Genomic DNA, 22,929 nt, shown 5'->3' on the forward strand with positions numbered 1-22,929 from the left:
ACATCACACTCCCGCGGCGCGGTTCTGGACCCTGCGCAGGTAGCGGACCAGGATCATCAAGGTCAGGAACACCAGCGCCCACAGCAAGATCATGTGGGTGAGGCCTTGGCTGTACCGCGCGTAGCTGATCGCGTCGAGGTAGGCACTGATCTGCAGGGTGGTCGTCGCGTCGCCGGGGCCGCCCGTGGTGAGGCCGAAGATGACGTCGAACATCTTCAGGTTGTCCATGAGCCGGAAGATCACCGCGACAAGCACGTACGGCCAGATCATGGGCAGCGTCAGCCTCCGGAAGGTCAGCCACCAGCCCGCCCCGTCGACCGCTGCCGCCTCGAACGGTGAGCGCGGCAGCGAACGGAGCCCGGCCAGCGCGATGATGGCGACGAACGGGGTGAAGATCCAGGTATCGACGACCACGGACCAGGCGAACGCTCCCACGGGAGAGTCCGTCCCCGTGTAGTTGCCGATGCCCACGGACTCGGCGATCGGGCTGACCCAGCCGACCTCCGGAAGCAGGAACAGGCGCCACATGATCGCGGCAAGGATCGGCGCCACCATCAGCGGCGCGATCAGCGCCCGCTCGAAGATCCGGCCGATCAGGCTGCTGCGGTTGAGCAGCAGTGCCACCCCGATCCCCAGGACCGTCTCGACCGCGGTCGCGGCCAGCGCGAACAACCCGGTGACCCGGGCGGAGTTCCAGAACGCGTCGCTGGAAAGGATGTTCGCGAAGTTGTCGAAACCGATGAAGTCCGGTTCGGGGTTGGTGGCGGAGAAGTCGAAGAACGTGTACGAGACACCGAGGACGAACGGGTAGAGCACGCCCACACACAGCAACACCGCCGGGACGACCAGGATGTAGGGGCGCATGGCGCGGCGCCGCCTGGAGACGGTCGGCGCCGCGCGCAGCGACGGCTGGGCAGCGCTGAGCTGCCGGTCTTCGGAATCGACGGGCGCCGACATCACTGGTTGACCGTCCTGTCGAGGTCACTGGCCAGACGGTCGAGGGTCGACGCCGCGTCGTCGCCACCGTAGATCTGCTGCAGCGCGGCAGCCCACGAGGTCGTGGCGTCGAAGAAGCTGGTCTGCGGGGTGAACTGGATCTCGGTGTGCGGCATGACCTCTTCGAACGTCTCGATGAACCCGGTGTGCTTGGACAGCATGTCCTTGTACTCGCTCGAATCGGCGATCGACCGACGGACGGCGTCGATGTGCTGCTTCTCGGTCGCGGCGAACTGCAGGTGCTCCTTCGACGTTGCCCACTGGAGGAACCACCACGCCGCCTCCTTGTTCTCGGACGCGGCGTTCATCCCGAGCGACCAGATCCACATGTTCGTGTCCAGCGAGCCATCGGGCCCCTTTGGCCCCGGGTACCAGGCGATCTTGCCTTCCGCGGCGGTGTCGGTGTTCTGGAAGTACGACGCGATATCGGCGTCGAAGAGCATGCCCGCCTTGCCCGCACCGAGATCGCTGGAGGCCTGGTACCAGGTGTAGGAGGTCCACCCGGACGGCCCCGAGTCCCGGACCATCCGGGCCCACTTATCGGTGAACTCGACCGCCTCCGGCGAGTTCATCTTCGGGACGAGCTCGCCGCCCGAGAAGTCGAAGTCGGTCAAGCCCATCCGCGAGTACATCGTCATGAAGCCGGGATGGATGGTCGCCCATTCCTTGGAGCCGCGCACCGCGATGCCGTACATGTCGCCGAAGCCCGCCGCCGGGGCCTTCTCGGTGATGGCAGCGGCGACCTCGATCAGCTCGTCGAAGGTCTCCGCGGGTCGCAGGCCGAGCTTGTCGAACACGTCCTTGCGGTAGGCGACGGTGTTGGTCTCGAATCCCCACGGCAGCATCCACTGCTGCTCGCCGCCCAGTGGAGCGCCCTTCTCGAAGTTCCACTGCCCCGCGGTGAGCAGGTTGGGGAAGAAGTCATCCGGGTCGAACTCGGCGTGCGTGGCCGACGAGTTCTGGATCCACGGGTTGAGGTCCTCGAGGTAGCCGGGTGGACCGTACTGCCACACCATGTACGAACCCAGCATGAAGGCGTCATAGTTGCCCTGCTGGGACTGCAGCTCCAGCGTGAGCTTGTCGAAGTAGTTCGCCTCGGGAAACTCGTCGACCTCCAGGTTGATGCCGGTCCGCTCCTCGAACTCCTTCCGGTTCGCCTTGAGTGCGTCGGTGTACGGGTGCTTGTTCATCAGCAGCCGCACGGTCGTGCCTTCGTGCTTGCGCCAGTCGAACGAGCCGGTGACAGCGTCCGCCTCGGAGCCGCCGCTCTGCCCCCCGGCGCCGCCGAAGCCGCATGCCTGCAATATCGGTGAGCCGGCGGCGACGGCTGCCGCGGTGCCGGCGATGCGCAACATGCCCCGTCTGCTGATCCCCCTGCTCGCGAGACTGTCGAAAAACTGGTTGTGGTCCATGGTGTTGACGAAACCTCCGAATGATCGGCGCGCAACCACGCGAGTCCCCCGCGCTGCTCGGCCAGGAGCCTTCGCTGTCGAGCAGTGCGGTCCCCGACCCGGGACAACACCCTCGTGGTGGTCTGTGTCACAGGAGTCTGCCGCTGTTTTAACATCAAGTCAAGTGTTCTTCACATAAATTATCGTTATTAACGTGAAGATGGCACACTCAAACCCTGTGACATGCAGCTATGAAGCGCTCCGGTCGACCGTGTCGATCTCAGAGATAACGAACCATGATGTGCTCATTACGAGCAGCTGGCACTGGCGCCCCGGACGCCCCGCGACGGTTCAGCCGTGTCGCAGGCCCGAAGCCTCGCGGAGACGCACCAGCTCGGCAGCGACCGGCTCGGGTTCGATCTCGGGCCCGAGGTGACCGACGCCCGCGATCTCGCGTACCCGGCAGTCGGCGATTCGCCCGGCGAGGTCGGTCACCACCCCGGTGTAGAACGGGTTGGTCCGCGAGCCGTGCAGCAGCAGCACCGGCATCGTGACCCGTTCGAGTAGCGCGAGGTCGGTGAGCCGGGGAAGGCCGGACTGCTCCTGTTCCTCGAGGACGACGGGGACGAGCGGCGCCATCTCCCGGACCGCGTCCACCTCGGAGAGAATCGCCCGCTCGGTGTCGTTGGCCATGGCAAGCTCCTCGAGGAAGATCCAGGCCCCGTCGGCCGGTCTCCCCTCGTCGACGGCACGGCGTACCCGGGCGAAGGCGTCCGAGAACCGTGCGGGCACCTTCTCGTCGGCGAGCTCGGTGAGCGTCGGCTCGTAGAGCGCGAGCGCGCCGACCGCCGAGGTGTGTGCCGCTGCCTCCAGGGCGTGGGTCCCGCCCGCCGAGTGGCCGAACAGCAGCACCTCGTCGCCGATGCTCTCGACGAACGCGACGACATCGGCCACGAGGCGCTCGCGCGAGTGGTCGGGGTGGTCTCCGCTCAGGCCGCGGCCACGCGTGTTGATCGCGTAGCAGGTGAAGTGCTCCGACAGGTGCGGAAGCAGCGCCGGCCAGGCGGTCTCGCCGTCGGCCGGGCCGCCCGGCACGAGTACGAGCGGCGGTCCGTGGCCGTGCACACGTCCGGCGATCTCAGTGCCGTCGGCCGAAATGGCTCGGTGAATGCGGCAGGTGTCCATGTGCGGCTCCTTCCCGGTGGGTTCTTCCCGAGCCTGCACCGGCCGCGGCGGAGCGCGGATCAGTAGAACTACCGGTCCTGGCCGTCGAGCAGGTCGTGCTCCATGGCGAACATGGCCGCCGCCGCCCTGCTCGACGTGCCGATCTTCGTGTAGATCCGCTGCACGTGGAACTCGGCCGTGCGCCTGGAGATCGCCAGCCGCTCGGCGATGCGCTTGTTGCTGCACCCTCCCGCGACCAGCCGCAGCACCTCCACCTCACGGTTGGTCAATCCCGCGGGTAGCTCCCGCCGGACCGCCGCGGTCGTGTGCCCGGCCGCGGCCAGCACGGCGGCCACGGCATCCGCGTCGAGCCGGCCGCCCGCCACGTCGTCGCGCAGCCGCTGCTCGGCCTGCTCGGGCGCCAGCGCAGGCCGGTGCGCCCGCTGCTGGGTCATCGCCTGATAGGCGTCGGCCACCGCCAGCACCCGCGCTGCCATCGTGAGTTCGGTGGACGCGCAACCACGGTGATAGCCGCTCCCGTCGCACCGTTCGTGATGCGTCCCGACCAGCCGCGCGAGGGGTGCCAGCTGGTCCGAGCCCGACAGGATCCGCTCGGAGTGATAGGCGTGCAGCCGTACCTGCTCCCACTCGTGCGCGCTGAGCCGGTCCGGTTTCTCCCAGATGGTGGTGGAGACGGCGACCCGGCCCACATCGTGCAGCAGTCCCGCCACCTCGAGGTCGGCGACCTCGTCCGGGCCCAGGTTCAGCCCCTGCCCGGCCGCGCGGGCCAGTGCGGCCACCTCGCGCGAGTGCCCGTGCGTGTACGGCGTCTTGAGGTCGGCAAGGTCGCCGAACACCCCGGCGATGTCGACCAACCGCCACTCGGGTACCGACACCACCGGTCCGGGCTCGGCCTCCAGCACCAGGTCGCGGGGGTCGGTGGCGTTGACCTTGCCCAGCAGCGCCGCCGCCCGGCCGGTGAAGTGCTCGGCGAGGTGCGGATCCACCATGCCGCCGCCGCGGCGGCGTACCGCGTCGACTGCCGCTTCGACCCCACCGATGGTGTCGAACAGCACCGCGATGCCGGTGAGCATGGCGAGTCGGGCCGCGACAGGGATGGCCTCGCCTGCCAGACCGGCAGGCGAGCCGCCTCCGTTCCACCACTCGGCGGAGTGGTAGATGCTGTGCTGCACCCCGTCGGGCAGGCCGAGGCGCCGCGCCGCGTCCCGCCCGACCTCGCACGAGGCGGTGTCGTAGGCGGCGCCGAAACGCTTTCCCCTCGTGAGCGAGGTGACGGCCAGCTGTACCCGCCGCAGCGGCGGGCGACCCCGTGTCACCGCCGGAACGATCGTCGCCGCGACGTCCCGCGGGTCCGCCAGATTGGACTGCTCCGCGGCCATGTTCACGACGAACTCGTTCCCGAACACCCGCGCGGTCTCGTGCGCGTAGCCGACACACCCCACGTGGAACAGCAGTCCCGTGTACATCGCCGCCCGGATGTCGTCGTCCGGCAGGTCCAGCGAGCGGCCCAGCACGGCAGCGAGTGCCGACGAACGCAGCGACTCACCGGCCTGCAGCCCGAAGCCCAGATCACCCAGCCGCGACAGTCCCGTCAACAGCTCCGCCAGTCGCACCGACATCCTCCCAGCTTCCTCCTGAGAACGTTGATCCGAAATGACCGGATGGCTGCCCGTGGTCGTTCCGACCGGCGGGGACCCTGCTGAAAGAACCAACGGGCTCGGGCGTAGCGGACACGTTCCGGGTCCGCGAGCAGGGTCGGTGATCACCGCTCCCCCGACCACGCCGCCGATGAGGTAGCCGAGCTGCGTCGTCACCGTCCTGGCGGCCATCATCGCGCCGGGGCGTCCGGGAAGCTGTCGGAGCGCATGGCCGGCGGAAGCCGGTGTACGGATCCCGGCCGCGAGCCCGGTCAGGCAGAACGGGCCGACGGCTGCCGCGAAACCCGATCCCCCACCGGCCCCCCTGTACGAGGGGGACGTTCCCGATGCCGGTACGGCCCGGCCCACCGCATGCTCGAGACATTCGATTCCCGGACGGGTATCGGCCGCACCGTTACCGGAGTCCGGAGCCCGGCCCGAGAGAGGAGGATCTGATGCTCCCCCCGACGACTCCGCAGGCTCGCCCGATGAGCACGCTGTCCGAACTGACCTGCCTCGTACTGGGGCGCCCCGGCCCACACGCGAGCGAGGAACAGCTGGCCGGCTACTTCGAGAAGGTCGCCACGGTACACAACCGGCTCGCGAAGGAAGCACGAACCGTCACCGAGCGGGAGACGGAGCTGGCACTGGCCGGGCGCATCCGGGACCGCGCAGCGCGACTGTCGGCATCGGCCATGCCCGTAGTCGCGTCGCACTGAGCACCACCGGCGCGACCCTGCGCGTAGTGCCACCTATACCGGGCAAACCGGACACGTGGTGGGCGTACCGGCAGGGTCTGTGATCAACTCACGCCGCGCCGGGCTGCTGGCGACCGCGCTGCCGCTCGGCCCCACGCGAGAAGGCCGCCCGGAGCCGCCGTGCCAGCCGCGGCGGGTCGTTTGCGTCCTCCCAACCCCAGCGCAGCACCTCGTAGCCCGCGTCGGCGAGCCACTCGTCCCTGCGCTTCTCCGCACGAAGCACATCACGTGCGGAGCGGCCATAACCCGGCTCATACTTCCCGAGCCCGTCAGCCTCCCCTACCACGCGGACGTCGTCCCACAGGAAGTCGACGCGGCAGCGCGGGCCATGATCATCGCCGAGCGTGACCTGGGTGCGTGGTGCGGGCAGGTTCTGCTCGTGTATCGCGATCCGGGACAGCGACTCCAGCACCGACTCGGCCAGCGGATCGGCGAAGCCGACCACCCGGCGTGCCCGAGTCGTACCGGACCACGTCGAGCACTCCCCGAGCAGAGCGCGCAGCTGGGCGATCGACACCAGACCCTTCCGCAGTGCCGAGTCCGCCGCCACCACACCATCGGCGAAGGACCGCGTTCGCGCCAGGTCCACCACGGTGCGCGCGGCGGATGTGATCGGGACGCCGTGTCTGGTCGCCCGGTGGTGGCCCGGTAGCGCCGCCGAACGCAGCACGTAGCCGTTGCGGTGCGTGCCCTTCACCGCCGGTGCATCGGTCAGCAGGACGGGCTCCGAGGAATGTGGGGTGAGCAGCTCGATTCCGAGTATCCGGGCGGCGGAGTTCCCGCCAGCCACCGCGTCGAAGCCGAGGACAAGCCGCACCGCCGCCACGTCGATGGCATGGCGCCTTTCCGCGCACCCCGCCACAGCGGCGAGCCGCGCTGCCTCGATATATATCCCACGCCGCAGCGCGACCCACTTTCCGCTACGCAGCGCACGCCGGATGGCCGCTCTATCGCAGCCTGCCGCACGCGCCTGGGCCACGGTGAAGGGCGTTGCTGCGTCGGGCACGATGTCCTCCCCTCGTCGGAAAGCACGGTATGCCGGAGGTACGACACAGATCGGGGACCCTGCGCGCAGTGTCACCTATACCGGGCAAACCGGACACGTGGTGGGCGTACCGGCAGGGTCGGTGCCGGCAACGGCACGGGTGGCTCGCTGCGCCACCGATGCCCACTACCGCACGACACGGCAGGTGCTTGCCGCCCGTCCGCGGCAACCTCAGCAGCTGTCCACCTCGCGGAGCGCGGCGACCCGCTCGAGCGGGATCACCGCCGGGCCGTCGGCGGTGTTCACCCGGACCGCACCGGTCGGTGCGTCCCCGAGCCTGCCGCACCATGCCTGACCGCCGGCGTCGCGCACCTCGACCGCTCCACCGCCGGAGGTATCCGGCCACCATGCGGTCAGGGTGGCGACAACGACCAGCAGTAACGCGAGAAGGCTCAGGCGGACACCGCCGCGGAGGCGGCCCCACATCCGGGACCGCGCGTCGTCGCCCGGCCCCGCAGCGAGATCCGGTTCCCGTACCGGGTACGCCACCCGCGCAACCAGGAAGATCGCCGAGCCGCCGAGCACGACGGCCAGCACGGCCAGCGCCGCGGCGAGCCACTGCAACCACGCCGGTCCGGCCGGCTCTCCGGTGGCCCACAGGGCGCCGCACAGCCCGACGAAGCCGACGACCGCGAGCTGCACGCGCAACCAGCCATGGGCCGAGGTCGCGAGCTCACCGCGCGGGCGCGTGTCTGCACCGGATGCAGCCACGCCGCGTGCGGGGCCGGCCTCGTCGTGTGGCGACATACCCCTGTCGTACCGCAGCCAGGACTCACACGCCACACATCCCGAACGATCCCTGCCGGCAGTGCCACTTGTGCCGGGTGAACCGGGCACGTGGTGGGCCTACCGGCAGGGGCCCAGTCGGGGGGCCGGTCGGGGTCCCTGCGACGGGCCGGCCTCACGGCCGCGCTTCGAGCACCATGAACGCAAGAGTCTCGGTCGCCCTGCGGAAGCGGGTGAGGCGGCATCACCGACCACAGCGGCCGGCCTGGCCTCGCCTGCCTGCGCGCCGAGCGCGTCCGTCGCGCCTCGGGACAGGGCGCTGGGGGTACAGACCAGTGTGGACACCGAGTGGAAGGTGCCGCGAAACCGCCCGAATCAGGCAATCAGGGCGCCAGCACATCGGGGCGTGGCCCTGGAGATCGACCGCGCCGGGGCGCGGGAGCGTTCACCGGCCCGACAGCTCGGCGCACGTATCCAGCGCGAAGTCCACGACGTCGTCTCGGTCCATTCGCTGACCTCGCCGGAACGCCTCCTCGGACCGCTGCTCCCCCAGGCGGGCGCGAGCCGTGGAGAGGGCCTCGCTCAACCGGTCGAACTCCACCCCGAAGCTCGGTTTGGCCGTCTCGTGCGCTTCCGCCCCCGCGATGACGAGCGCCGGTTCGTCGGCGGCCAGCCGCACGAGGAGCTCGACGAAGTTGCGCAGGGTGGTCCACTGCTGGGTCCAGTGTCCGCTGCGGCGCCAGTGCCGGAGCAGGTCCGCGTAGGCGGGCACGGCGCGCGCGGGTTCACCGTGGCGGCCCCGCAGGCTGGCTGCCGTGAGCCGGGCGACCCCCTCCACGAACCATGCCTGGCAGTCGTGCGCGAGCGCGGCGGCCTCGTCGGCCAGAGCCATGGCGTCCCCTGGTGCGGTCTCGGCGCGGCACTCGCCTTGCGTGTAACGCGCGAAGGCTTGCGCCGTGGGTCCGGCCCGGGTGGCTGCGCGGCCCGCGGCGTCCGCCTCCCGAACCGCGTCGGGAACGCGTCCCATGCAGGCCAGCACGATGGCGACACTGGTACGCCCCAGCGTCTCGCCGTCGGGGTCACCGCTGAGCGTCGACAGCCGGACGACCTCACCGAAGGCGGCCTCGGCCTCGGGCAGTCGCCCTTCGAAGAAGACCGCGTCACCGAGCGCCTCGTAGGCGAGCGTGCGCGCCGGGTCATCCGGTCCGGCGCCGAGCCCGGCGCCGCGCGTCGCGAGCCGCTGTGCGCGCTCGAGATCGCCCCGCATCCACGCGGCGGCCGCCGCGGCCGCGTGCATCTGGGGAGCCGTGGGCTCCTTGTCGGCCCCCGCCATCGTGAGGGCCTCGTCGGCCCATACGCCGAGCTCGGCGACCGTTCGCCAGTACGAGTACCGGTACAGCGCCGCCACGAGCCGGCCCAGCAACGCGAGATCACCGGTCCCCCATGCGCGGCGCCGCACCTCGCGCAGGTCGTCGAGCGAGGCGTCCAGCCTGCGCCGGCCCTCGTCCGTCATCGGCGGACCCGCTGCTCGTTCGGCGTACTCGGTCAGCACGGCCGCGTGCCGGTCGAGGGTCGTCTCGAGCCCCCCGTGCTCGACCAGCCGCTCCCGGGCGAACCGCCGCACCGGGCGCAGCATCCGGTACCGGTGATCTCCTCCCGCCGGTTCGGCGTGGCTGAGCAACGAGCGCTCCACGAGTGCCGCCACCTGCTCGACGGTCACCGTCCGGCTCTGCACGTCGGCGCCGCTCACGGCATGGGCCTGGTCCAGGGTGAACGCACCCGCGAACACGCTGAGCCTCTCGAACAGGCGCTGCTCACCCGCGTCGAGCAGCTGGTAGGACCATTCCACGACGGTACCGACGGTGCGGTGCCGTCCCGGCTCGCTGCGCCGGTAACCGACGGTGGCCGACGCGCCGTCCCGCAACGCGGCGCACAGGTCCTCGACCGGTAGCGAGGCGGTACGGGCGGCGGCCAGCTCGATCGCGAGCGGCAGCCCGTCCAGCTGCAGGCAGATCTCGCGCACCGCGGGCAGCCGGTCGGACAGGTCGCTCCCCCCGGTGACCGACGCCGCGCGGTCGAGGAACAGCCGCACCGAATCGGCGCGGTCCGCACCGCCGGTAGCGGTGCGGGTGGACAGCGGAGCTATCGGCTGCACCTGCTCACCCTCGATGGCGAGCCGTTCGCGGCTGGTCGCCAGCACCCGCACCCGTGGGCACCGTTGCTGCACCTTGTCGACGACCGACGCGATCGCGTCCAGCAGATGCTCGCAGTTGTCCAGCACCAGGACCAGCGTGCGGGCCGCGAGCGCGCGCAGCAGGGCCGCCCGCGGCGACGGCCCCGCGGACACGTCGACGCCGGTGGCGGAGGCGAGAACGTGGTCGAGGGCAGCCGGGTCGGACACCGGGGCGAGCTCGACCCACGCCACCTCGTAGCGTGCCTCGCTGTGCACCGCGCCCGCGACCTCGGCGGCGACCCGTGTCTTGCCGACACCACCCGGGCCGGTGAGCGTGACGACAGGATGCCGGTCGAGCGCGGTCCGCGCCTCGGCGATCTCGTGCTCACGCCCCACGAGCGACGTGGTCGCGACCGGCACCGCGGGTGCCGCTTCCGCGACAGGCCGACGTGTGTCCGGCTCCTGCCGTGCTGCCGGCCCTGCCGCCGATCCGGCGAGCTCGCCTCGCATGATCCGGCCGTGCAAGTCGTCGAGTGAGGGGGACGGGTCCAGCCCGGTCTCGTCGGCGAGGCGCTCCCGGTAGCCGCGGTACGTCGCGAGCGCCTCGGCCTGCCGGTCCACAGTGGCCAGCGCACGCATGAGGAGCTCGACGAACCGTTCCCGCAAGGGGTGCTCGACAAGCAGCGCCTCGAGCTCGGCGACCGCCTCGCGCGGCTCACCGAGCGCGATGCGCGCTTCCGCGCGTTCCTCGATGGCGACCAGCCTGCGCTCGGCGAGCCGCAACGACTCGCCCCGCGCGAATCCGCCTGCGAACTCCGAGTACGCCGTGCCACGCCACAGCCCGAGCGCCTCGTCCAGCAGCTCCCGCGCGAGGGGCGGCTGCGCGCGCTGTTTCTGCGCGCGCGCGAGCAGCCGCTCGAATCGCAGCGCATCCACCTGGTCGGGTTCGACGTGGAGTGCGTAACCGGGGCTGCGTGTGACCAGGCGAACCTCGCTTCCCAGCGCCTCACGCAGCCGCGCCACGTACGTCTGGATCGCGTTACGCGGGTCCGCGGGCTGGTGATCGCCCCACAGCGCCGCCGCGAGCGTCTCGACGGGAACCACCCTGCCCGCATCGACCAGCAGCGCGGCCAGCAGCGCCCGCTGGCGGCTGCTGCCGAGGGCGACCGCCGTTCCCTCGCGGTCGGCCTCCAGTGACCCGAGGACCCGTAGCCGCATCACCCGCGCCCGCTTCCCGAGTTCGCCCTTGCCGGCGGTTCCGGCCTGTCTCGCGACCACCCTAGCTCGACACTCCTGACGCGTACGCCATCTGTAACCGAGCCGCAAGCGCGACCGCGCACCCTGTAGCCGACACACCCGAACGAGAGAAAGGGGCACGCATGAGTACCGCAGCGACCAGCGCCGGGACCACGGACGAGCAGCATGCGACCGGGACGGTTCAGCCGAGCGGCGCCGTCGACGAGCAACGGGTCGCCGACTTCGAGGAGCGGGTCGTCGACATACTCAACCACGGGGCCCTGTCCTTGATGCTCTCCGCGGGGCACCGCACGGGTCTGCTCGACGCCATGGCCGAGACCGGTCCCGCCGGTATCGAGGCGATCGCCGAGCACGCGGGCCTCAACCAACGCTACGTCACCGAGTGGCTGGGAGCGATGACCGTCGGGGCGATCGTCGAGCACGATCCGGACACCGGCACATACACGCTGCCCGCCGAGCACGCCCAGCTGCTGACCCGCGTCTCCGGCGGGGACAACCTCGCCGCCTTCGCCCAGTACATCCCGCTGCTCGGCGGGGTCGAGGACCGCATCGTCGAGTGCTTCCACCGCGGCGGTGGCGTGGACTACGCGGAGTTCGGCCGCTTCCACGAGGTCATGGAGGAAGACAGCGCGCAGACCGTCCTCTCGGCGCTGCGCGAGCACATCCTCCCGCTCGTACCGGGGCTCACCGAACGGCTCACCGACGGCATCCGCGTGATCGACGTCGGCTGCGGCCGGGGCCGGGCCCTCAACGATATGGCGAGCTGGTTCCCGCGCAGCACGTTCGTGGGCTACGACCTCTCCGCGGAGGCGATCGCCTACGCCCGCGACACCGCGGCCGAGCGCGGGCTCGGCAACGTCTCGTTCTCCGTGGAGGATGCCGCGCGCCTGGCCGAGGTCGAACCAGCGGGTTCGGCCGACCTCGTCACCACCTTCGACGCCGTGCACGACCAGGCCGACCCGTCCGCGGTGGTGCGGGGCATCCGCCACGCCCTCGCCGAGGACGGTGTCTACCTCGCCCAGGACATCGACGCGAGCAGCACCCATCACGGCGATCGCGAGCACCCGCTCGGACCGCTGCTCTACACCCTTTCGTGCCTGCACTGCATGACGGTGTCCCTGGCACGGGGCGGCGCGGGCCTGGGCGCGATGTGGGGCCGCGAGCGGGCCCGCGCGATGTTCGAGTCGGCAGGCTTCACCGACGTCCAGATCCACACCCTCGACCACGATCCGCAGAACGCCTACTACATCTGCAGGCCGTAGGGATGTGGGAGGCAGCAGCCGTGCCTACCCCTGCAGGCCCGCCCACGGGATGGGGTCCGGGTCGAGGCCGAAGTAGACACTCTTCTGCCGCATGTAGGCCTTGATGCCCTCTGTCCCCTTCTCCACGCCCACACCACTGGCCTTGGTGCCACCGAAGGGAGTGGCGATGCTGAACTGCTTGTAGGTGTTGATCCACACGGTGCCCGCCTCGATGCGCCGGGCCAGCCGCCAGGCGGTGCGGTAGTCCCTGGTCCAGATGCCGCACGCGAGACCGTAGACGGTGTCGTTGGCCTGGGCCACCAGATCGTCCTCCCCGCCGAACGGCAACACCACACCGACGGGACCGAAGATCTCCTCCTGGCAGGTCTTGGCGTCGTTGGCAAGACCTGCCAGGAGGGTCGGCAGGTAGTAGGCTCCCGAGCCCAGCCTGCCCGTCTCGGGGATGTGACCACCGCACAGCACTTCGGCGCCCTCCTCACGGGCGCGGTCGACCATGGCTGCGACCCGGTCGCGGTGGGCCGCGGTCACCAGCGGCCCGACCTGGGTCGCGGGATCGGTGCCCGGGCCGACACGCAGCTGCCGTGCCGCCGCCACCAACCGGTCGGTGAACTCCGCATAGACCTCCTCGTGCACGAATATGCGGGAGCCCGCGACGCAGCTCTGCCCGCTCGAGGAGAAGATGCCGAACAGCACACCAGCGACCGCCTGGTCGATATCGGCGTCGGCGCACACGATCGTGGGTGACTTGCCGCCGAGCTCGGTGCTCAGCGGCATGACCTTGTCGGCGGCGACCCGGCCGATCGCCCGGCCGGTGCTGGTGCCGCCGGTGAAGGACACCTTCCCCACAAGGGGATGGCGTACCACCGCGTCACCGACCACCGAACCGGGCCCCGGCAGCACCGACACCAGCCCCTGCGGCAGCCCGGCTTCCTCGAGCAACCGCGCCAGCGCCAGGGACACCAGTGGCGTGACCTCCGCGGGCTTGAGCAGCACGGCGTTGCCCGCGGCCAGCGCGGGTGCCAGCTTCTGCGCGTCACTGGCGATCGGCGAGTTCCACGGCGTCACCGCACCGACGACGCCGATCGGCTCGTGCACGCTCAGCGCGAGGTGCTGACCCCGCGGCGGGGTCACCACGCCCTCACTGGTCTCCAGCGCCGCAGCGTAGAACCGGAACGTGCCGGCGGCACTGGCGACGAGCGCGCGGGTCTCGGTCAGCGTCTTGCCGGTATTGCGGGTCTGCAGCAGCGCGAGCTCCTCGCGGTCCCGCTCGATCAGCTCCGCCACACGGGCGAGTAACCGGGCGCGCTCATGGGGCAGCATGTCGCGCCACCCTGGTTCCGCGGCGACCCGGGCTCCGCAGCGCGCCGCGGCATCGACATCCGCGGGATCGGCTCCCGCGACGGTGGCGATGACCCGCCCGCTAGCCGGGTCGACGCACCGCAGCCGCTCTCCCCCGCCCGCGCGCCACTGACCCGCGACCGGAATGTCCTCGGCCCGCCGGGTCCCCGCGCCGCTCGTCGTGCTGCTCGCGCTCACGTGAAGCCTCCTCGTTTCCACCAGAACTAATTTAGCAGTAAGAGAATTACCTGGCCAGCGCGCGGGAATAACCGCTCGCTGACCAGCACCGGGACACCCGCGAACGAAACACCCGCGAGATGCTAGTTGACCTGCGAGACAACAACGCTCCACGCGCGGACCTCACCTGGTTGCACCCTGCCGCGGTCGATGCTATAACACTTAGCAGTAGTTCATTTATCGCTAAGATTTATTCACATGCCAGAGTGCGAGGTGCTGACCGGATGAGCCCCACCGAGACCGCAACGACCGAAGCGCTGAACCAGCTGATCGACAGCTGCATCGCGAGCAGGGACACCCGCGACGAGGACTGGGACACCCTCGGGTTCCAGGCGCAGGCCGGTGAGCAGTTCAAACGCGCGCAGATCCGCTACATCGGGTCCGGCGCGACAGGCGACCACGACACCGACAACCGCATCCTGCCCTCGGAGAACTTCACCTTCTCCAACATGCGGCTGCCCGTCGGCGCGATCGGCCCGGAGCACACCCATCACGACGTCGAGGAGGTCTTCTTCGTCCTGGAGGGAACGCTCGAGGTGACCGTGCACGACAGCGACGACGGCACCGAGACGGCCAGCCGCGTACTCGGCTACCGCGACCTGATCCGGGTCCCCGCGGGGGTGCCGCGCAGCCTGCGCAACGTCGGCGACACCGACGCGCTGTTCTGCGTGATCATCGGCGCGCAACGGCCCGAGCTGCCCACCTACCCCCCGACCTCGCCGATGCACGGCGTGCAGCGGAACTGAGCCCACCAGCCACCCGCGGACCGGTGAGTACATCATGACCACGAAGGTGCAGGTACACCAGACGACCTGGGTCGCGTCGGGAGTCGTCCAGGTCGTGCTACGCCATATCGACGGCGCGGCGCTGCCGTCCTGGGAACCCGGTGCGCACATCGGGCTGCGTCTTCCCAACGGCCTCGTCCGCCAGTACTCGCTGTGCGGCGACCCGGCCGACGACGCGAGCTGGACGGTCGCGGTGCTCCGGGAGCCGCGCTCGCGCGGCGGCAGCTCGTGGATCCACGAACGCCTCACCGCCGGTACCGTGCTCGAGGTCGACGGCCCGCGGAACAACTTCCCGCTGACCGGCAGCGAGAAGTACCTGTTCATCGCGGGCGGCATCGGTGTCACGCCGCTGCTGCCCATGGTGCGCGACCTGGCGGCCGACCCCGCCCGCGCGGGCTCCTGGCACATGCTCTACTGCGGCACGTCACGGGAACGGATGGCATTCCTTCCCGAGCTCACCCGGCTCGGGCAGGAGCAGCTCACCGTGCACGCCGACGACGAGCACGGCGGCCCATGCGACATCGCCACCCGGCTGGCGGCCGTCGACCCGGGAACCACCGTGTACTGCTGCGGCCCGGAGCCGCTGATCAGCGCGGTCGAGCACGCACTGCCCGAGGGGGTGGACCTGCGCGTCGAGCGGTTCCGCCCCACGGAGGACACCCCAGCCGGCGGGTCCGACGACGGATTCGACGTGATCTGCGCGGGCTCCGGGACCCGGCTGCGGGTCGAGCCGGGCACCTCGGTCCTCGACGCCCTGCACGGCGCGGGAATCGACGTGCCCTCCTCCTGCGGGGAGGGCGTCTGCGGCACCTGCGAGACCCCCGTGCTCGACGGCGAGCCGGACCATCGCGACTCGGTGCTCAGCGAGGACGAGCGGGCAGGAAACTGCACCATGCTGGTCTGCGTCTCCCGGTGCCACTCCCCCGAACTCGTCCTCGATGTCGGCTAGTGGCCGGCGGTTGGTCCGTCATGAACATGCCAGCAGAGCCCCTCGGACCCCGGGTGCGACCACGACAGCCCCGGCGCCGGGCAGAAAGGTAAGGAGTCCCATGACCCTGCGCTTGCAACCGGTACAGAGCCGGACCGCCCGCACAGCCAGCTATGCCGACGCGCTCGCCGACGAGCTCGAGGCCATCTACGGCCGCGGCATCCACGACCTGCCCGGAGTGGTCGCCGCCCTCAACGAGTCGGGGGTGCGCCCGCCGGACGGTCGGGAATGGACCGAAACGACATTCACCGCCCAGCTCGCCGAGCTCGGCGCAAAGGAGGTCCAGTCATGACGGCGCCCTCGACCCCGCGCACCGCCGAGGATCTCGTCAGCCTCGGGTTGCGTGATCACTGGTACGCCCTGTGCCCCTCCACCGATGTGCGCGCCGGGGAGCTCACGCGCCTCGTGCGGGCAGGTGAGCAGCTGGTGTTGTGGCGCGACGCCGCGGGCACGGTGCACGTCCAGGAGGACCGGTGTCCCCACCGGGGTGCGCGCCTGTCCCTCGGTGTGCACATGGGTGACCGGCTCGCCTGCAACTACCACGGCGTCCAGGTCGACGCCGACGGCGTGGTGGTGTCCGTGCCAGGGAGCCCGGGATGCTCGCTCGAGGGGCGCCGGGCCCTGCGCACCTTCCCCGCCGCCGAGCACGCGGGCGCGGTGTTCGCCTGGTTCGGCCTGGACGAGCCGGACGACGAGGGTCCCCCGCCGCTGCGACTCCCGGAACCCATCGCCGGCGGCGACTGGGAGCACTTCCTGTGCTACGTGGAGTGGGACTGCCCGTACCTCTACTCGCTGGACAACCTCCTCGACCCGATGCACGGAGCGTTCCTGCACCGCAACAGCCACACCATGTCCGGAGGCAGGCGCGAGGCGCAGTTCCAGATCCGCGACACCGACACGGGTTTCGTGTTCGAGAAGACCGACCAGCGCGACGTCAACTTCGACTGGGTGGAGTGGACCGACACCGGCCTCCAGGCGGTGACACTGGACATCCCCTACCCCGACACCGCGGGTCCCGGCGGCTCGTTCACGATCGTGGCCACCCTCACCGCGATCAACGCGACCCAGCACGCCGGCTTCTTCTGGCGTTGCCGCAAGGTCACCGGCTGGGAACGGGACAGCTGGCGGTTCCTGTACAAACACCGCCTGGAAGCGAGGCACTGGCGGGTACTGGAGCAGGACCGGGCCATGGCCGAGGTCATGCCCGCGGACGCCTGGCAGCGCGAGAACCTCTACCAGCACGACATCGCGCTGGTCCGGATGCGGCGCAAACTCAAGGCGGAGGCCGCGCGCCAGGCCGAAACCCTCTCCGAACGCGGTGGCAACCGCGGCCGGACCGCCGCAGCCACCGCCCGCTGACTCACTCACCGGAGGCAGACCATGCCCGAACACCACCCCCCGATAGCGCGGCTACGGTCGCTGCGCTCGGTGGCGCTGCGTACCACGCACTGCGCCGAGTCGGCCGAGTTCTACCACGAGGTCTGGGGCCTGCGCCCCGTCGAGCAGGAACACGGCGCCACGTGGCTGCGTGGCACCGGACCGGAGCACCACGTGCTGCAGTTACAGCAGGCCGCGCAGAACGCGCTCGGCAAGATCGTGTTCTCGGTGGCCACCCCCGCCGAGGTCGACGAGGCCGCACGGAGGCTCGACGCGCACGGCATCGCGCTGGTCACCGAGCCGGGCAAGCTCGACCAGGTCGGCGGCGGGTACGGCCTGCGGTTCGGCGACCCGGAGGGCAGGCTGGTCGAGCTCACCGCCGACGTCGAGGCTGTCGTCCCCGATGACCCGGACGGGCATCCGGCCGTTCCGCGCAAGCTCGCCCACGTGGTGCTCAACACCGCCGACATCGACACCGTCTGCGAGTTCTACACCCGCGTGCTCGGCATGCGCGTGTCCGACTGGTCCGAGCATCAGATGGCGTTCCTGCGCTGCAACTCCGACCACCACGTGATCGCCTTCAACCAGGCGCCGTTTCCCTCGGTGAACCACGTGGCCTACGAGATGCCCTCCATCGACCACTTCATGCGCGGCATCGGCAGGCTCCGGCATCACGGGATCACCCCACTGTGGGGGCCGGGCAGGCACGGCCCCGGCAACAACACCTTCAGCTACTTCGCCGACCCCGGCGGCCTGGTGTGCGAGTACACCTCCGAGGTGGAACAGGTCGTCGAGGACGCCTGGCTGTGCCGCGTGTGGCGGCGCACGCCCGAGCTGTCCGACCTGTGGGGCACGGCGGGCCCGCCATCCAAGGACGTACGCACCCACATGGCCGGAGTTCCCGATCCCGGCTACACCGCGTGGTGGTACGGATGAAGGTCGGCGTGATCGGAGCGGGGTCGATCGGCAGTGTGGTCGCCACCCGGCTGCGTGCGGGCGCTGTCCCCGGCGTGCGGCTGACCGGCGTGGCCCACTCCGATCCGGCCGACCCGGACGGCGTGCCCGTGTTGCCGTTCGACGAGCTCGTCGCCGAGTCCGAGCTCGTCGTCGAATGCGCCGGTCAGCAGGCACTGGCCGCGCTCGGGCCACGCGTGCTCGACGCGGGCCGCGACCTGCTGGTCGTCTCCGTGGGCGCGCTGGCCGACCAGCACCTGCTCGACACGCTGCTCGCCGCGGGGCCGGGGGCCGTGCACCTGTCTACAGGGGCGATCGGCGGGCTCGACCTGCTCGCCGCGGCCGCCGCCATGGGCCCGCTCGAGTCGGTCGAGATCGTCACTACCAAGAAGCCGGCAGGCCTCGTCCAGCCGTGGATGCCGGAGGAACAGGCCAACCGGCTCCGGGAGGCCGACGCCCCGGTCGAGGTGCTGCGCGCTCCGGCCCGCACGGTCACGGCCGCGTTCCCCGCGTCCGCCAACGTGGCCGCGTCGGTGGCGCTGGCCGTCGGGGCGTGGGACACCGTCGAAGCAGCCGTGGTGGCCGACCCGGGCGCGGCACGGACCTCGCACGTGATCACCGCCGAGGGACCGGCAGGTACCTACCGGTTCGAGATCAACAATCACCCGTCCCCGCGGACGCCGACGAGCAGCCGGATCGTGCCGTACGCCGTGCTGTCGGCGATCGGCGGGCTCGCCAACCCACGAGGGGTGTTCCGATGACCACGAGCGACACGCTCATCACGGCACGCGGCGTGCGGCTGCGCTCGGCGGGAGCAGGCGGCAGCGCCGTGCTCCTGCTGCACGGCATCGGTGGGTCCGGCGCGTCGTTCGAGCATCAGCTCCCCGCCCTCGCCCCGGCCCACCGCGCCCTGGCCTGGGACGCCCCCGGCTACGGGGGCTCCACCGACGAGGTTCCCTCCGGTATGGCGGGCTATGCCGACCGGATCGCGGGGATCCTGGACGAGCTGTCCGTCGACCGGGCCCACCTGGTGGGCGTGTCCTGGGGCGGGGTGATCGCCACCCGGGTGGCCCTTCGCCACCCCGGCCGGGTGCGCTCGCTGGTGCTTGCCGACTCCACACGCGGTTCCGGCGGCTCGGACGAGGCGGCGGCGCGCATGCGGCAGCGCGCGGAGGCGCTGCGCACGCTGGGAGCCGTGGAGTTCGCCCGCAGGCGCGGCCCGAACCTGACCGCGCCGGGCGCGGACCCCGCCACAGTCGAGCGGGTCGTGACGATCATGAGTGGGCTGCGAGAGACCGGTTACGCCGCGGCAGTGGGCTCCATGGCCGAGATCGACCACACCGCGGAGCTGGCGGGCATCGCCGTGCCCACCCTCGTCGTTGTCGGCGAGCAGGACCGGGTCACCGGCATCGCGGAGAGCGAGGAGCTGGCCCGCCGCATCCCCGGTGCGACACTACGCGTGCTCGGCGGCGGGCACGCCGCCAACCAGGAACACCCCGGGCGGTTCAACGCGATCCTCACCGGGTTCCTCGCGAGCGTGGACACCGGAGCACCGGCGGGAGGTCACTGATGTCGCACACGGGAACGGACGGCCTGCGGGACAGGCGGTTCGTGGTCACCGGCGCGGGCAGGGGCCTCGGCTACGCCATCGCCCGCGGTATCGGCGCGGCAGGTGGTTCGGTGGTTCTCGCCGAACGCGACCCCGACATCGCTTGCCGCGCCGAGCGTGACCTGCGCGCCGGGGGCACCATGGTGACGCGCGTCGACACCGATGTCGCCGACCCGGACTCGGTTACGCGGCTGGCCGAGCGCGCCTCGGCGACCGGTCCGGTGCACGGCCTTGTGAACAACGCCGCACTCGCCGACGGGGTCGGCGGAAAGCACTTCGCGGACATCGCCGTGTCCGAATGGGACAGGATCATGACGGTCAACACGCGCGGCCCGTGGCTCGTCGCCAGGGCGCTGTACCCGCAGCTCGCCGCATCCGGCAAGGGCCGCGTCGTCAACCTCGCCTCAGATGCCGCCCTCTACGGCTCGCCGCGCCTGTCGCACTACGTCACATCCAAGGGTGGGGTCATCGCGATGACCAGGGCGATGGCCCGCGACGCCGGTCCGGACGGGGTCACCGTCAACGCGGTGGCTCCTGGACTGACCGAGGTCGAGGCCACCGAGGCCGTGCCCCGCGAGCGGCACGAGCTCTACGCGCGCAACCGGGCACTGGACCGTCCACAGCAGGCCGACGACATCGTCGGCACGGTCACCTTCCTGCTCTCGGATGCCGCGTCCTACATGACCGGTCAGACTCTCGTCGTCAACGGCGGCTTCGTCTTCACCTAGGAGTACGCATGGATCTCGGGCTCGGCAACCGCACCTTCGTCGTCACCGGTGCCAGCTCCGGCGTCGGCCTGGCCACCGCGTCCGCGCTGCTCGCCGAGGGCGCGCACGTGGCAGCCTGCGCCCGCGACGCGGACCGGCTGGATGCCGCGCTCGCGGGCGTCCCCCGCGCCGACGGCGCCCTGCTGTACACCGCCGCGTGCGACGTCCTCGACAGCGACGCCGTGGCGACCTTCATCGAGGGGGCCACGCACGCGCTCGGCGGCGTCGACGGGGTGGTCAACAACGCGGGCCGGTCGCTGCTTGCCCGGCTCGCCGACACGAGTGACGAGCAGTGGCGTGACGAGCTGGACCTGAAGGTATTCAGCGTGCTCCACACGGTGCGGGCCGCCCTGCCGTGGCTGCGGCGCTCGGACAGCCCGGCCGTGGTCAACATCAACGCCATCCTCGCCAAGCAACCCGAGACCGAACTGGCAGCGACGTCGGCGGCACGGGCCGCGCTGCTGAACCTGTCGTCCACACTGGCCACCGAGTACGCTCCGGACGGGATCCGGGTCAACTCCGTCTGCCTCGGCCTGATCGACACCGGGCAGTGGCGCTTGCGCTACGAGCAGTCCGGTTCGCCGCTGAGCTGGCAGGAGTGGTCGGCGGAGCTGGCGCGCGACCGGGGTATCCCGCTGGGCAGGCTGGGTACGGCCGAGGAGGTCGCACACCCGGTACTCATGTTGCTGTCCCCGCGAGCCTCCTACATCACCGGAACGTCCGTCGACGTCGGCGGCGGCATCGCCCGCTACGTCTAGGAAGCCTCACATCGAGCGGAAGGGATCGAACCCATGCCGGAGTCCCGAGGCGGCGACCTGCTGGTACGCCTCATGCGCGAGCACGGGGTGGACACCGCGTTCGGTGTCGTCAGCGTGCACAACCTACCGCTCGTCGAGGCCGTGGCCGAGCAGCTGCGCTTCGTCCCGGTGCGGCACGAGGCCGCGGCCGTCAACGCCGCCGACGGCTACGCGCGCTCCCGCGGCGGGCTCGGTGTGGCGATCACCAGCACGGGCACCGGCGCCGGCAACGCCGCGGGAGCCATGGTCGAGGCGCGCACGGCGGGAAGCCCGGTCCTGCACGTCACCGGCCAGATCGACATCGGGTACCTCGGACAGGGGCGCGGGGTCATCCACGAGACCACCGACCAGCTCGGCATGCTCACCGCCGTCTCCCAGTACGCCGCCACCGTCACCTCGGCGGCAGGCGCCGGGAAGGTGCTGCGCGAGGCCGCCGCCTCGGCGTTGACGACGCCCACCGGCCCTTCCAGCGTGGAATGGCCGATCGACCTGCAGTACGCCCGTCAGAACCGCGCGGCGGCGACCACGGAACCCATCGCGACGCACCCCGCCCCGGCCTCGGACGCGGTCGAACTCGCGGCCTCGGCGCTGGCCGCCGCACGCAGGCCCGCCATCTGGGCCGGAGGCGGTGCGACGGCCGCGCGCGAGCAGCTGCGCGAGCTGGCCGAACGCACCGGTGCCGCGGTGTTCACCAGCAACTCCGGGCGCGGGAGCCTGCCGGAGGACCACGAGCTGGTCGTCGGTAACTTCGCCACCAGCGCCGAAGGTGCCCGGTTGCTGGCCGATGCGGACCTGCTGCTCTCGGTCGGTACCCACTTCCGCTCCAACGAGACCCAGCACTACGCCCTCCAGCTCCCGCAGCGCCACATCCAGGTCGACATCGAGGCCGACGCGATCGGCCGCGTCTACCCGGCGACCGTCGGGCTGCACGGACCGTCCGATGTGGTGCTCTCGGCGATCCTGGCGCGGTTCGACGAGCGACCACCGGCACCGGAGCCCGCCTGGCGCGGCCGCGTCGTCGAGACACGGAACGCGGTGCGCGAGCAGCTACGGGAGGCGATCGGCCCGTACGCGGTGATCTGTGACGAGCTGCGCGACCGGTTGCCGCGCGAGGCACCGATCGCCCGGGACGTGACGATCCCGTCGAGCCAGTGGGGAAACCGGCTGCTCGAGATCTACCGGCCGGAGACGAACCTGTTCCCCGTCGGCGGCGGCATCGGCCAGGGGCTTGCCACCGGCATCGGCGCGGCGATCCAGCGGCCCGGCACACCGACCGCGGTCATCGCAGGCGACGGTGGCCTGGCCGTGCATCTCGGCGAGCTCGCGACGCTGGCCCAGGAGCGGCCCTGGCTGGTGCTGCTGGTGTTCAACGACGGCGGCTACGGGGTGCTGCGCAACATGCAGCAGGCGCACAGCGGCCGGAGCAGCGGGGTCGACCTGTTCACCCCGGACTTCGGCCGGTTGTGCCGGTCCCTTGACCTGCCGCATGCCCTGGTGAACAGGGTCGAGAAGTTTCCCGACGCCCTGGCAGACGCTCTGGACCGCCGGGGACCGTCCGTGATCGAGGTCGATGTCACCGCGCTCGGCCCCACACCGGTGCCGTTCGTGCCCCCGGTGCACGTGCCCGACGACTCCTGACCCGACCCG

The 22,929-nt window shown here is 71.0% G+C and carries 20 protein-coding genes; 12 read left to right on the forward strand and 8 right to left on the reverse strand.

The window, feature by feature from the left end; all coding sequences use genetic code 11:
* Window positions 1-3: 3 nt before the first annotated feature.
* From H0B56_RS12575 to H0B56_RS23250, 4 genes are all read right to left on the reverse strand, one after another.
* Window positions 4-957, reverse strand: coding sequence for a carbohydrate ABC transporter permease (locus H0B56_RS12575; RefSeq protein WP_180893205.1), 954 nt, complete (start codon window positions 955-957; stop codon window positions 4-6).
* On the reverse strand, window positions 957-2,408 hold the full coding sequence (locus H0B56_RS12580) for an ABC transporter substrate-binding protein (RefSeq protein WP_246361106.1): 1,452 nt from the start codon (window positions 2,406-2,408) through the stop codon (window positions 957-959). The genes H0B56_RS12575 and H0B56_RS12580 overlap by 1 nt, the downstream gene beginning before the upstream one ends.
* A 330-nt stretch (window positions 2,409-2,738) precedes the next feature.
* Window positions 2,739-3,572, reverse strand: coding sequence for an alpha/beta fold hydrolase (locus H0B56_RS12585; protein WP_180893206.1), 834 nt, complete (start codon window positions 3,570-3,572; stop codon window positions 2,739-2,741).
* A 68-nt stretch (window positions 3,573-3,640) separates the two neighbouring features.
* Window positions 3,641-5,191: an HD domain-containing phosphohydrolase gene (locus tag H0B56_RS23250; protein ID WP_180893207.1), complete on the reverse strand. Its 1,551-nt coding sequence runs from the start codon at window positions 5,189-5,191 to the stop codon at window positions 3,641-3,643.
* 506 nt (window positions 5,192-5,697) lie between these two features.
* On the opposite strand from H0B56_RS23250, the gene H0B56_RS12595 reads away from it, so the two are divergent.
* Window positions 5,698-5,928 carry a hypothetical protein gene (locus tag H0B56_RS12595; RefSeq protein WP_180893208.1) on the forward strand — a complete coding sequence of 77 codons (231 nt, stop codon included), beginning with the start codon at window positions 5,698-5,700 and terminating at the stop codon, window positions 5,926-5,928.
* An 88-nt stretch (window positions 5,929-6,016) separates the two neighbouring features.
* Here H0B56_RS12595 and H0B56_RS12600 read toward each other — a convergent pair whose 3' ends face one another.
* The 3 genes from H0B56_RS12600 to H0B56_RS12610 all read right to left on the reverse strand — a co-directional run bounded on the left by H0B56_RS12600 (window position 6,017) and on the right by H0B56_RS12610 (window position 11,189).
* A complete protein-coding gene (locus H0B56_RS12600) occupies window positions 6,017-6,973 on the reverse strand; it encodes a type IV toxin-antitoxin system AbiEi family antitoxin domain-containing protein (protein WP_180893209.1) in 957 nt (318 codons plus the stop codon).
* Window positions 6,974-7,183: 210 nt separating this feature from the next.
* Complete coding sequence (locus H0B56_RS12605; protein ID WP_180893210.1) at window positions 7,184-7,759, reverse strand: hypothetical protein; 576 nt, start codon at window positions 7,757-7,759, stop codon at window positions 7,184-7,186.
* A gap of 424 nt (window positions 7,760-8,183) precedes the next feature.
* Window positions 8,184-11,189, reverse strand: a complete 3,006-nt coding sequence (locus H0B56_RS12610) for a BTAD domain-containing putative transcriptional regulator (protein WP_180893211.1) — start codon at window positions 11,187-11,189, stop codon at window positions 8,184-8,186.
* Window positions 11,190-11,290: 101 nt separating this feature from the next.
* On the opposite strand from H0B56_RS12610, the gene H0B56_RS12615 reads away from it, so the two are divergent.
* Window positions 11,291-12,430, forward strand: a complete 1,140-nt coding sequence (locus H0B56_RS12615) for a class I SAM-dependent methyltransferase (protein WP_180893212.1) — start codon at window positions 11,291-11,293, stop codon at window positions 12,428-12,430.
* A 24-nt stretch (window positions 12,431-12,454) separates the two neighbouring features.
* Here the strand turns inward: H0B56_RS12615 and H0B56_RS12620 are convergent, their stop codons facing one another.
* Window positions 12,455-13,966 carry an aldehyde dehydrogenase family protein gene (locus H0B56_RS12620; RefSeq protein ID WP_180893213.1) on the reverse strand — a complete coding sequence of 504 codons (1,512 nt, stop codon included), beginning with the start codon at window positions 13,964-13,966 and terminating at the stop codon, window positions 12,455-12,457.
* Window positions 13,967-14,229: 263 nt separating this feature from the next.
* On the opposite strand from H0B56_RS12620, the gene H0B56_RS12625 reads away from it, so the two are divergent.
* From H0B56_RS12625 to H0B56_RS12670, 10 genes are all read left to right on the forward strand, one after another.
* Window positions 14,230-14,751 (forward strand): cupin domain-containing protein, encoded by a 522-nt coding sequence (locus H0B56_RS12625; protein WP_180893214.1) that lies wholly within the window; start codon window positions 14,230-14,232, stop codon window positions 14,749-14,751.
* 34 nt (window positions 14,752-14,785) lie between these two features.
* On the forward strand, window positions 14,786-15,739 hold the full coding sequence (locus H0B56_RS12630; protein WP_180893215.1) for a PDR/VanB family oxidoreductase: 954 nt from the start codon (window positions 14,786-14,788) through the stop codon (window positions 15,737-15,739).
* 100 nt (window positions 15,740-15,839) lie between these two features.
* The gene (locus H0B56_RS12635) at window positions 15,840-16,070 is read left to right on the forward strand and encodes a recombinase-like helix-turn-helix domain-containing protein (protein ID WP_180893216.1); all 231 of its coding nucleotides are present in this window, start codon (window positions 15,840-15,842) and stop codon (window positions 16,068-16,070) included.
* Complete coding sequence (locus tag H0B56_RS12640; protein ID WP_180893217.1) at window positions 16,067-17,137, forward strand: aromatic ring-hydroxylating oxygenase subunit alpha; 1,071 nt, start codon at window positions 16,067-16,069, stop codon at window positions 17,135-17,137. Before H0B56_RS12635 ends, H0B56_RS12640 begins: the two co-directional genes overlap by 4 nt.
* 21 nt (window positions 17,138-17,158) lie before the next feature.
* Entirely contained in the window at window positions 17,159-18,091 is a 933-nt protein-coding gene (locus tag H0B56_RS12645; protein ID WP_180893218.1) for a VOC family protein, read from the forward strand.
* Entirely contained in the window at window positions 18,088-18,870 is a 783-nt protein-coding gene (locus tag H0B56_RS12650) for an aspartate dehydrogenase domain-containing protein (protein ID WP_180893219.1), read from the forward strand. The genes H0B56_RS12645 and H0B56_RS12650 overlap by 4 nt, the downstream gene beginning before the upstream one ends.
* A complete protein-coding gene (locus tag H0B56_RS12655) occupies window positions 18,867-19,679 on the forward strand; it encodes an alpha/beta fold hydrolase (protein ID WP_180893220.1) in 813 nt (270 codons plus the stop codon). Before H0B56_RS12650 ends, H0B56_RS12655 begins: the two co-directional genes overlap by 4 nt.
* Complete coding sequence (locus tag H0B56_RS12660) at window positions 19,679-20,446, forward strand: SDR family oxidoreductase (RefSeq protein ID WP_180893221.1); 768 nt, start codon at window positions 19,679-19,681, stop codon at window positions 20,444-20,446. The genes H0B56_RS12655 and H0B56_RS12660 overlap by 1 nt, the downstream gene beginning before the upstream one ends.
* A gap of 8 nt (window positions 20,447-20,454) precedes the next feature.
* Window positions 20,455-21,243 (forward strand): SDR family oxidoreductase, encoded by a 789-nt coding sequence (locus H0B56_RS12665; protein ID WP_180893222.1) that lies wholly within the window; start codon window positions 20,455-20,457, stop codon window positions 21,241-21,243.
* 33 nt (window positions 21,244-21,276) lie between these two features.
* Window positions 21,277-22,920: a thiamine pyrophosphate-binding protein gene (locus tag H0B56_RS12670; RefSeq protein WP_180893223.1), complete on the forward strand. Its 1,644-nt coding sequence runs from the start codon at window positions 21,277-21,279 to the stop codon at window positions 22,918-22,920.
* Window positions 22,921-22,929: the final 9 nt, after the last annotated feature.

The organism is Haloechinothrix aidingensis (assembly GCF_013450155.1).
Classification (GTDB): domain Bacteria; phylum Actinomycetota; class Actinomycetes; order Mycobacteriales; family Pseudonocardiaceae; genus Haloechinothrix; species Haloechinothrix aidingensis.

What these genes read in the sequence shown, in the direction of transcription:
- H0B56_RS12575 (WP_180893205.1), bottom strand. Translation starts at nt 957, where the DNA reads ATGTCGGCGCCCGTCGATTCCGAAGACCGGCAGCTCAGCGCTGCCCAG.
- H0B56_RS12580 (WP_246361106.1), bottom strand. Translation starts at nt 2,408, where the DNA reads ATGGACCACAACCAGTTTTTCGACAGTCTCGCGAGCAGGGGGATCAGC.
- H0B56_RS12585 (WP_180893206.1), bottom strand. Translation starts at nt 3,572, where the DNA reads ATGGACACCTGCCGCATTCACCGAGCCATTTCGGCCGACGGCACTGAG.
- H0B56_RS23250 (WP_180893207.1), bottom strand. Translation starts at nt 5,191, where the DNA reads ATGTCGGTGCGACTGGCGGAGCTGTTGACGGGACTGTCGCGGCTGGGT.
- H0B56_RS12595 (WP_180893208.1), top strand. Translation starts at nt 5,698, where the DNA reads ATGAGCACGCTGTCCGAACTGACCTGCCTCGTACTGGGGCGCCCCGGC.
- H0B56_RS12605 (WP_180893210.1), bottom strand. Translation starts at nt 7,759, where the DNA reads ATGTCGCCACACGACGAGGCCGGCCCCGCACGCGGCGTGGCTGCATCC.
- H0B56_RS12615 (WP_180893212.1), top strand. Translation starts at nt 11,291, where the DNA reads ATGAGTACCGCAGCGACCAGCGCCGGGACCACGGACGAGCAGCATGCG.
- H0B56_RS12625 (WP_180893214.1), top strand. Translation starts at nt 14,230, where the DNA reads ATGAGCCCCACCGAGACCGCAACGACCGAAGCGCTGAACCAGCTGATC.
- H0B56_RS12630 (WP_180893215.1), top strand. Translation starts at nt 14,786, where the DNA reads ATGACCACGAAGGTGCAGGTACACCAGACGACCTGGGTCGCGTCGGGA.
- H0B56_RS12635 (WP_180893216.1), top strand. Translation starts at nt 15,840, where the DNA reads ATGACCCTGCGCTTGCAACCGGTACAGAGCCGGACCGCCCGCACAGCC.
- H0B56_RS12640 (WP_180893217.1), top strand. Translation starts at nt 16,067, where the DNA reads ATGACGGCGCCCTCGACCCCGCGCACCGCCGAGGATCTCGTCAGCCTC.
- H0B56_RS12645 (WP_180893218.1), top strand. Translation starts at nt 17,159, where the DNA reads ATGCCCGAACACCACCCCCCGATAGCGCGGCTACGGTCGCTGCGCTCG.
- H0B56_RS12650 (WP_180893219.1), top strand. Translation starts at nt 18,088, where the DNA reads ATGAAGGTCGGCGTGATCGGAGCGGGGTCGATCGGCAGTGTGGTCGCC.
- H0B56_RS12655 (WP_180893220.1), top strand. Translation starts at nt 18,867, where the DNA reads ATGACCACGAGCGACACGCTCATCACGGCACGCGGCGTGCGGCTGCGC.
- H0B56_RS12660 (WP_180893221.1), top strand. Translation starts at nt 19,679, where the DNA reads ATGTCGCACACGGGAACGGACGGCCTGCGGGACAGGCGGTTCGTGGTC.
- H0B56_RS12665 (WP_180893222.1), top strand. Translation starts at nt 20,455, where the DNA reads ATGGATCTCGGGCTCGGCAACCGCACCTTCGTCGTCACCGGTGCCAGC.
- H0B56_RS12670 (WP_180893223.1), top strand. Translation starts at nt 21,277, where the DNA reads ATGCCGGAGTCCCGAGGCGGCGACCTGCTGGTACGCCTCATGCGCGAG.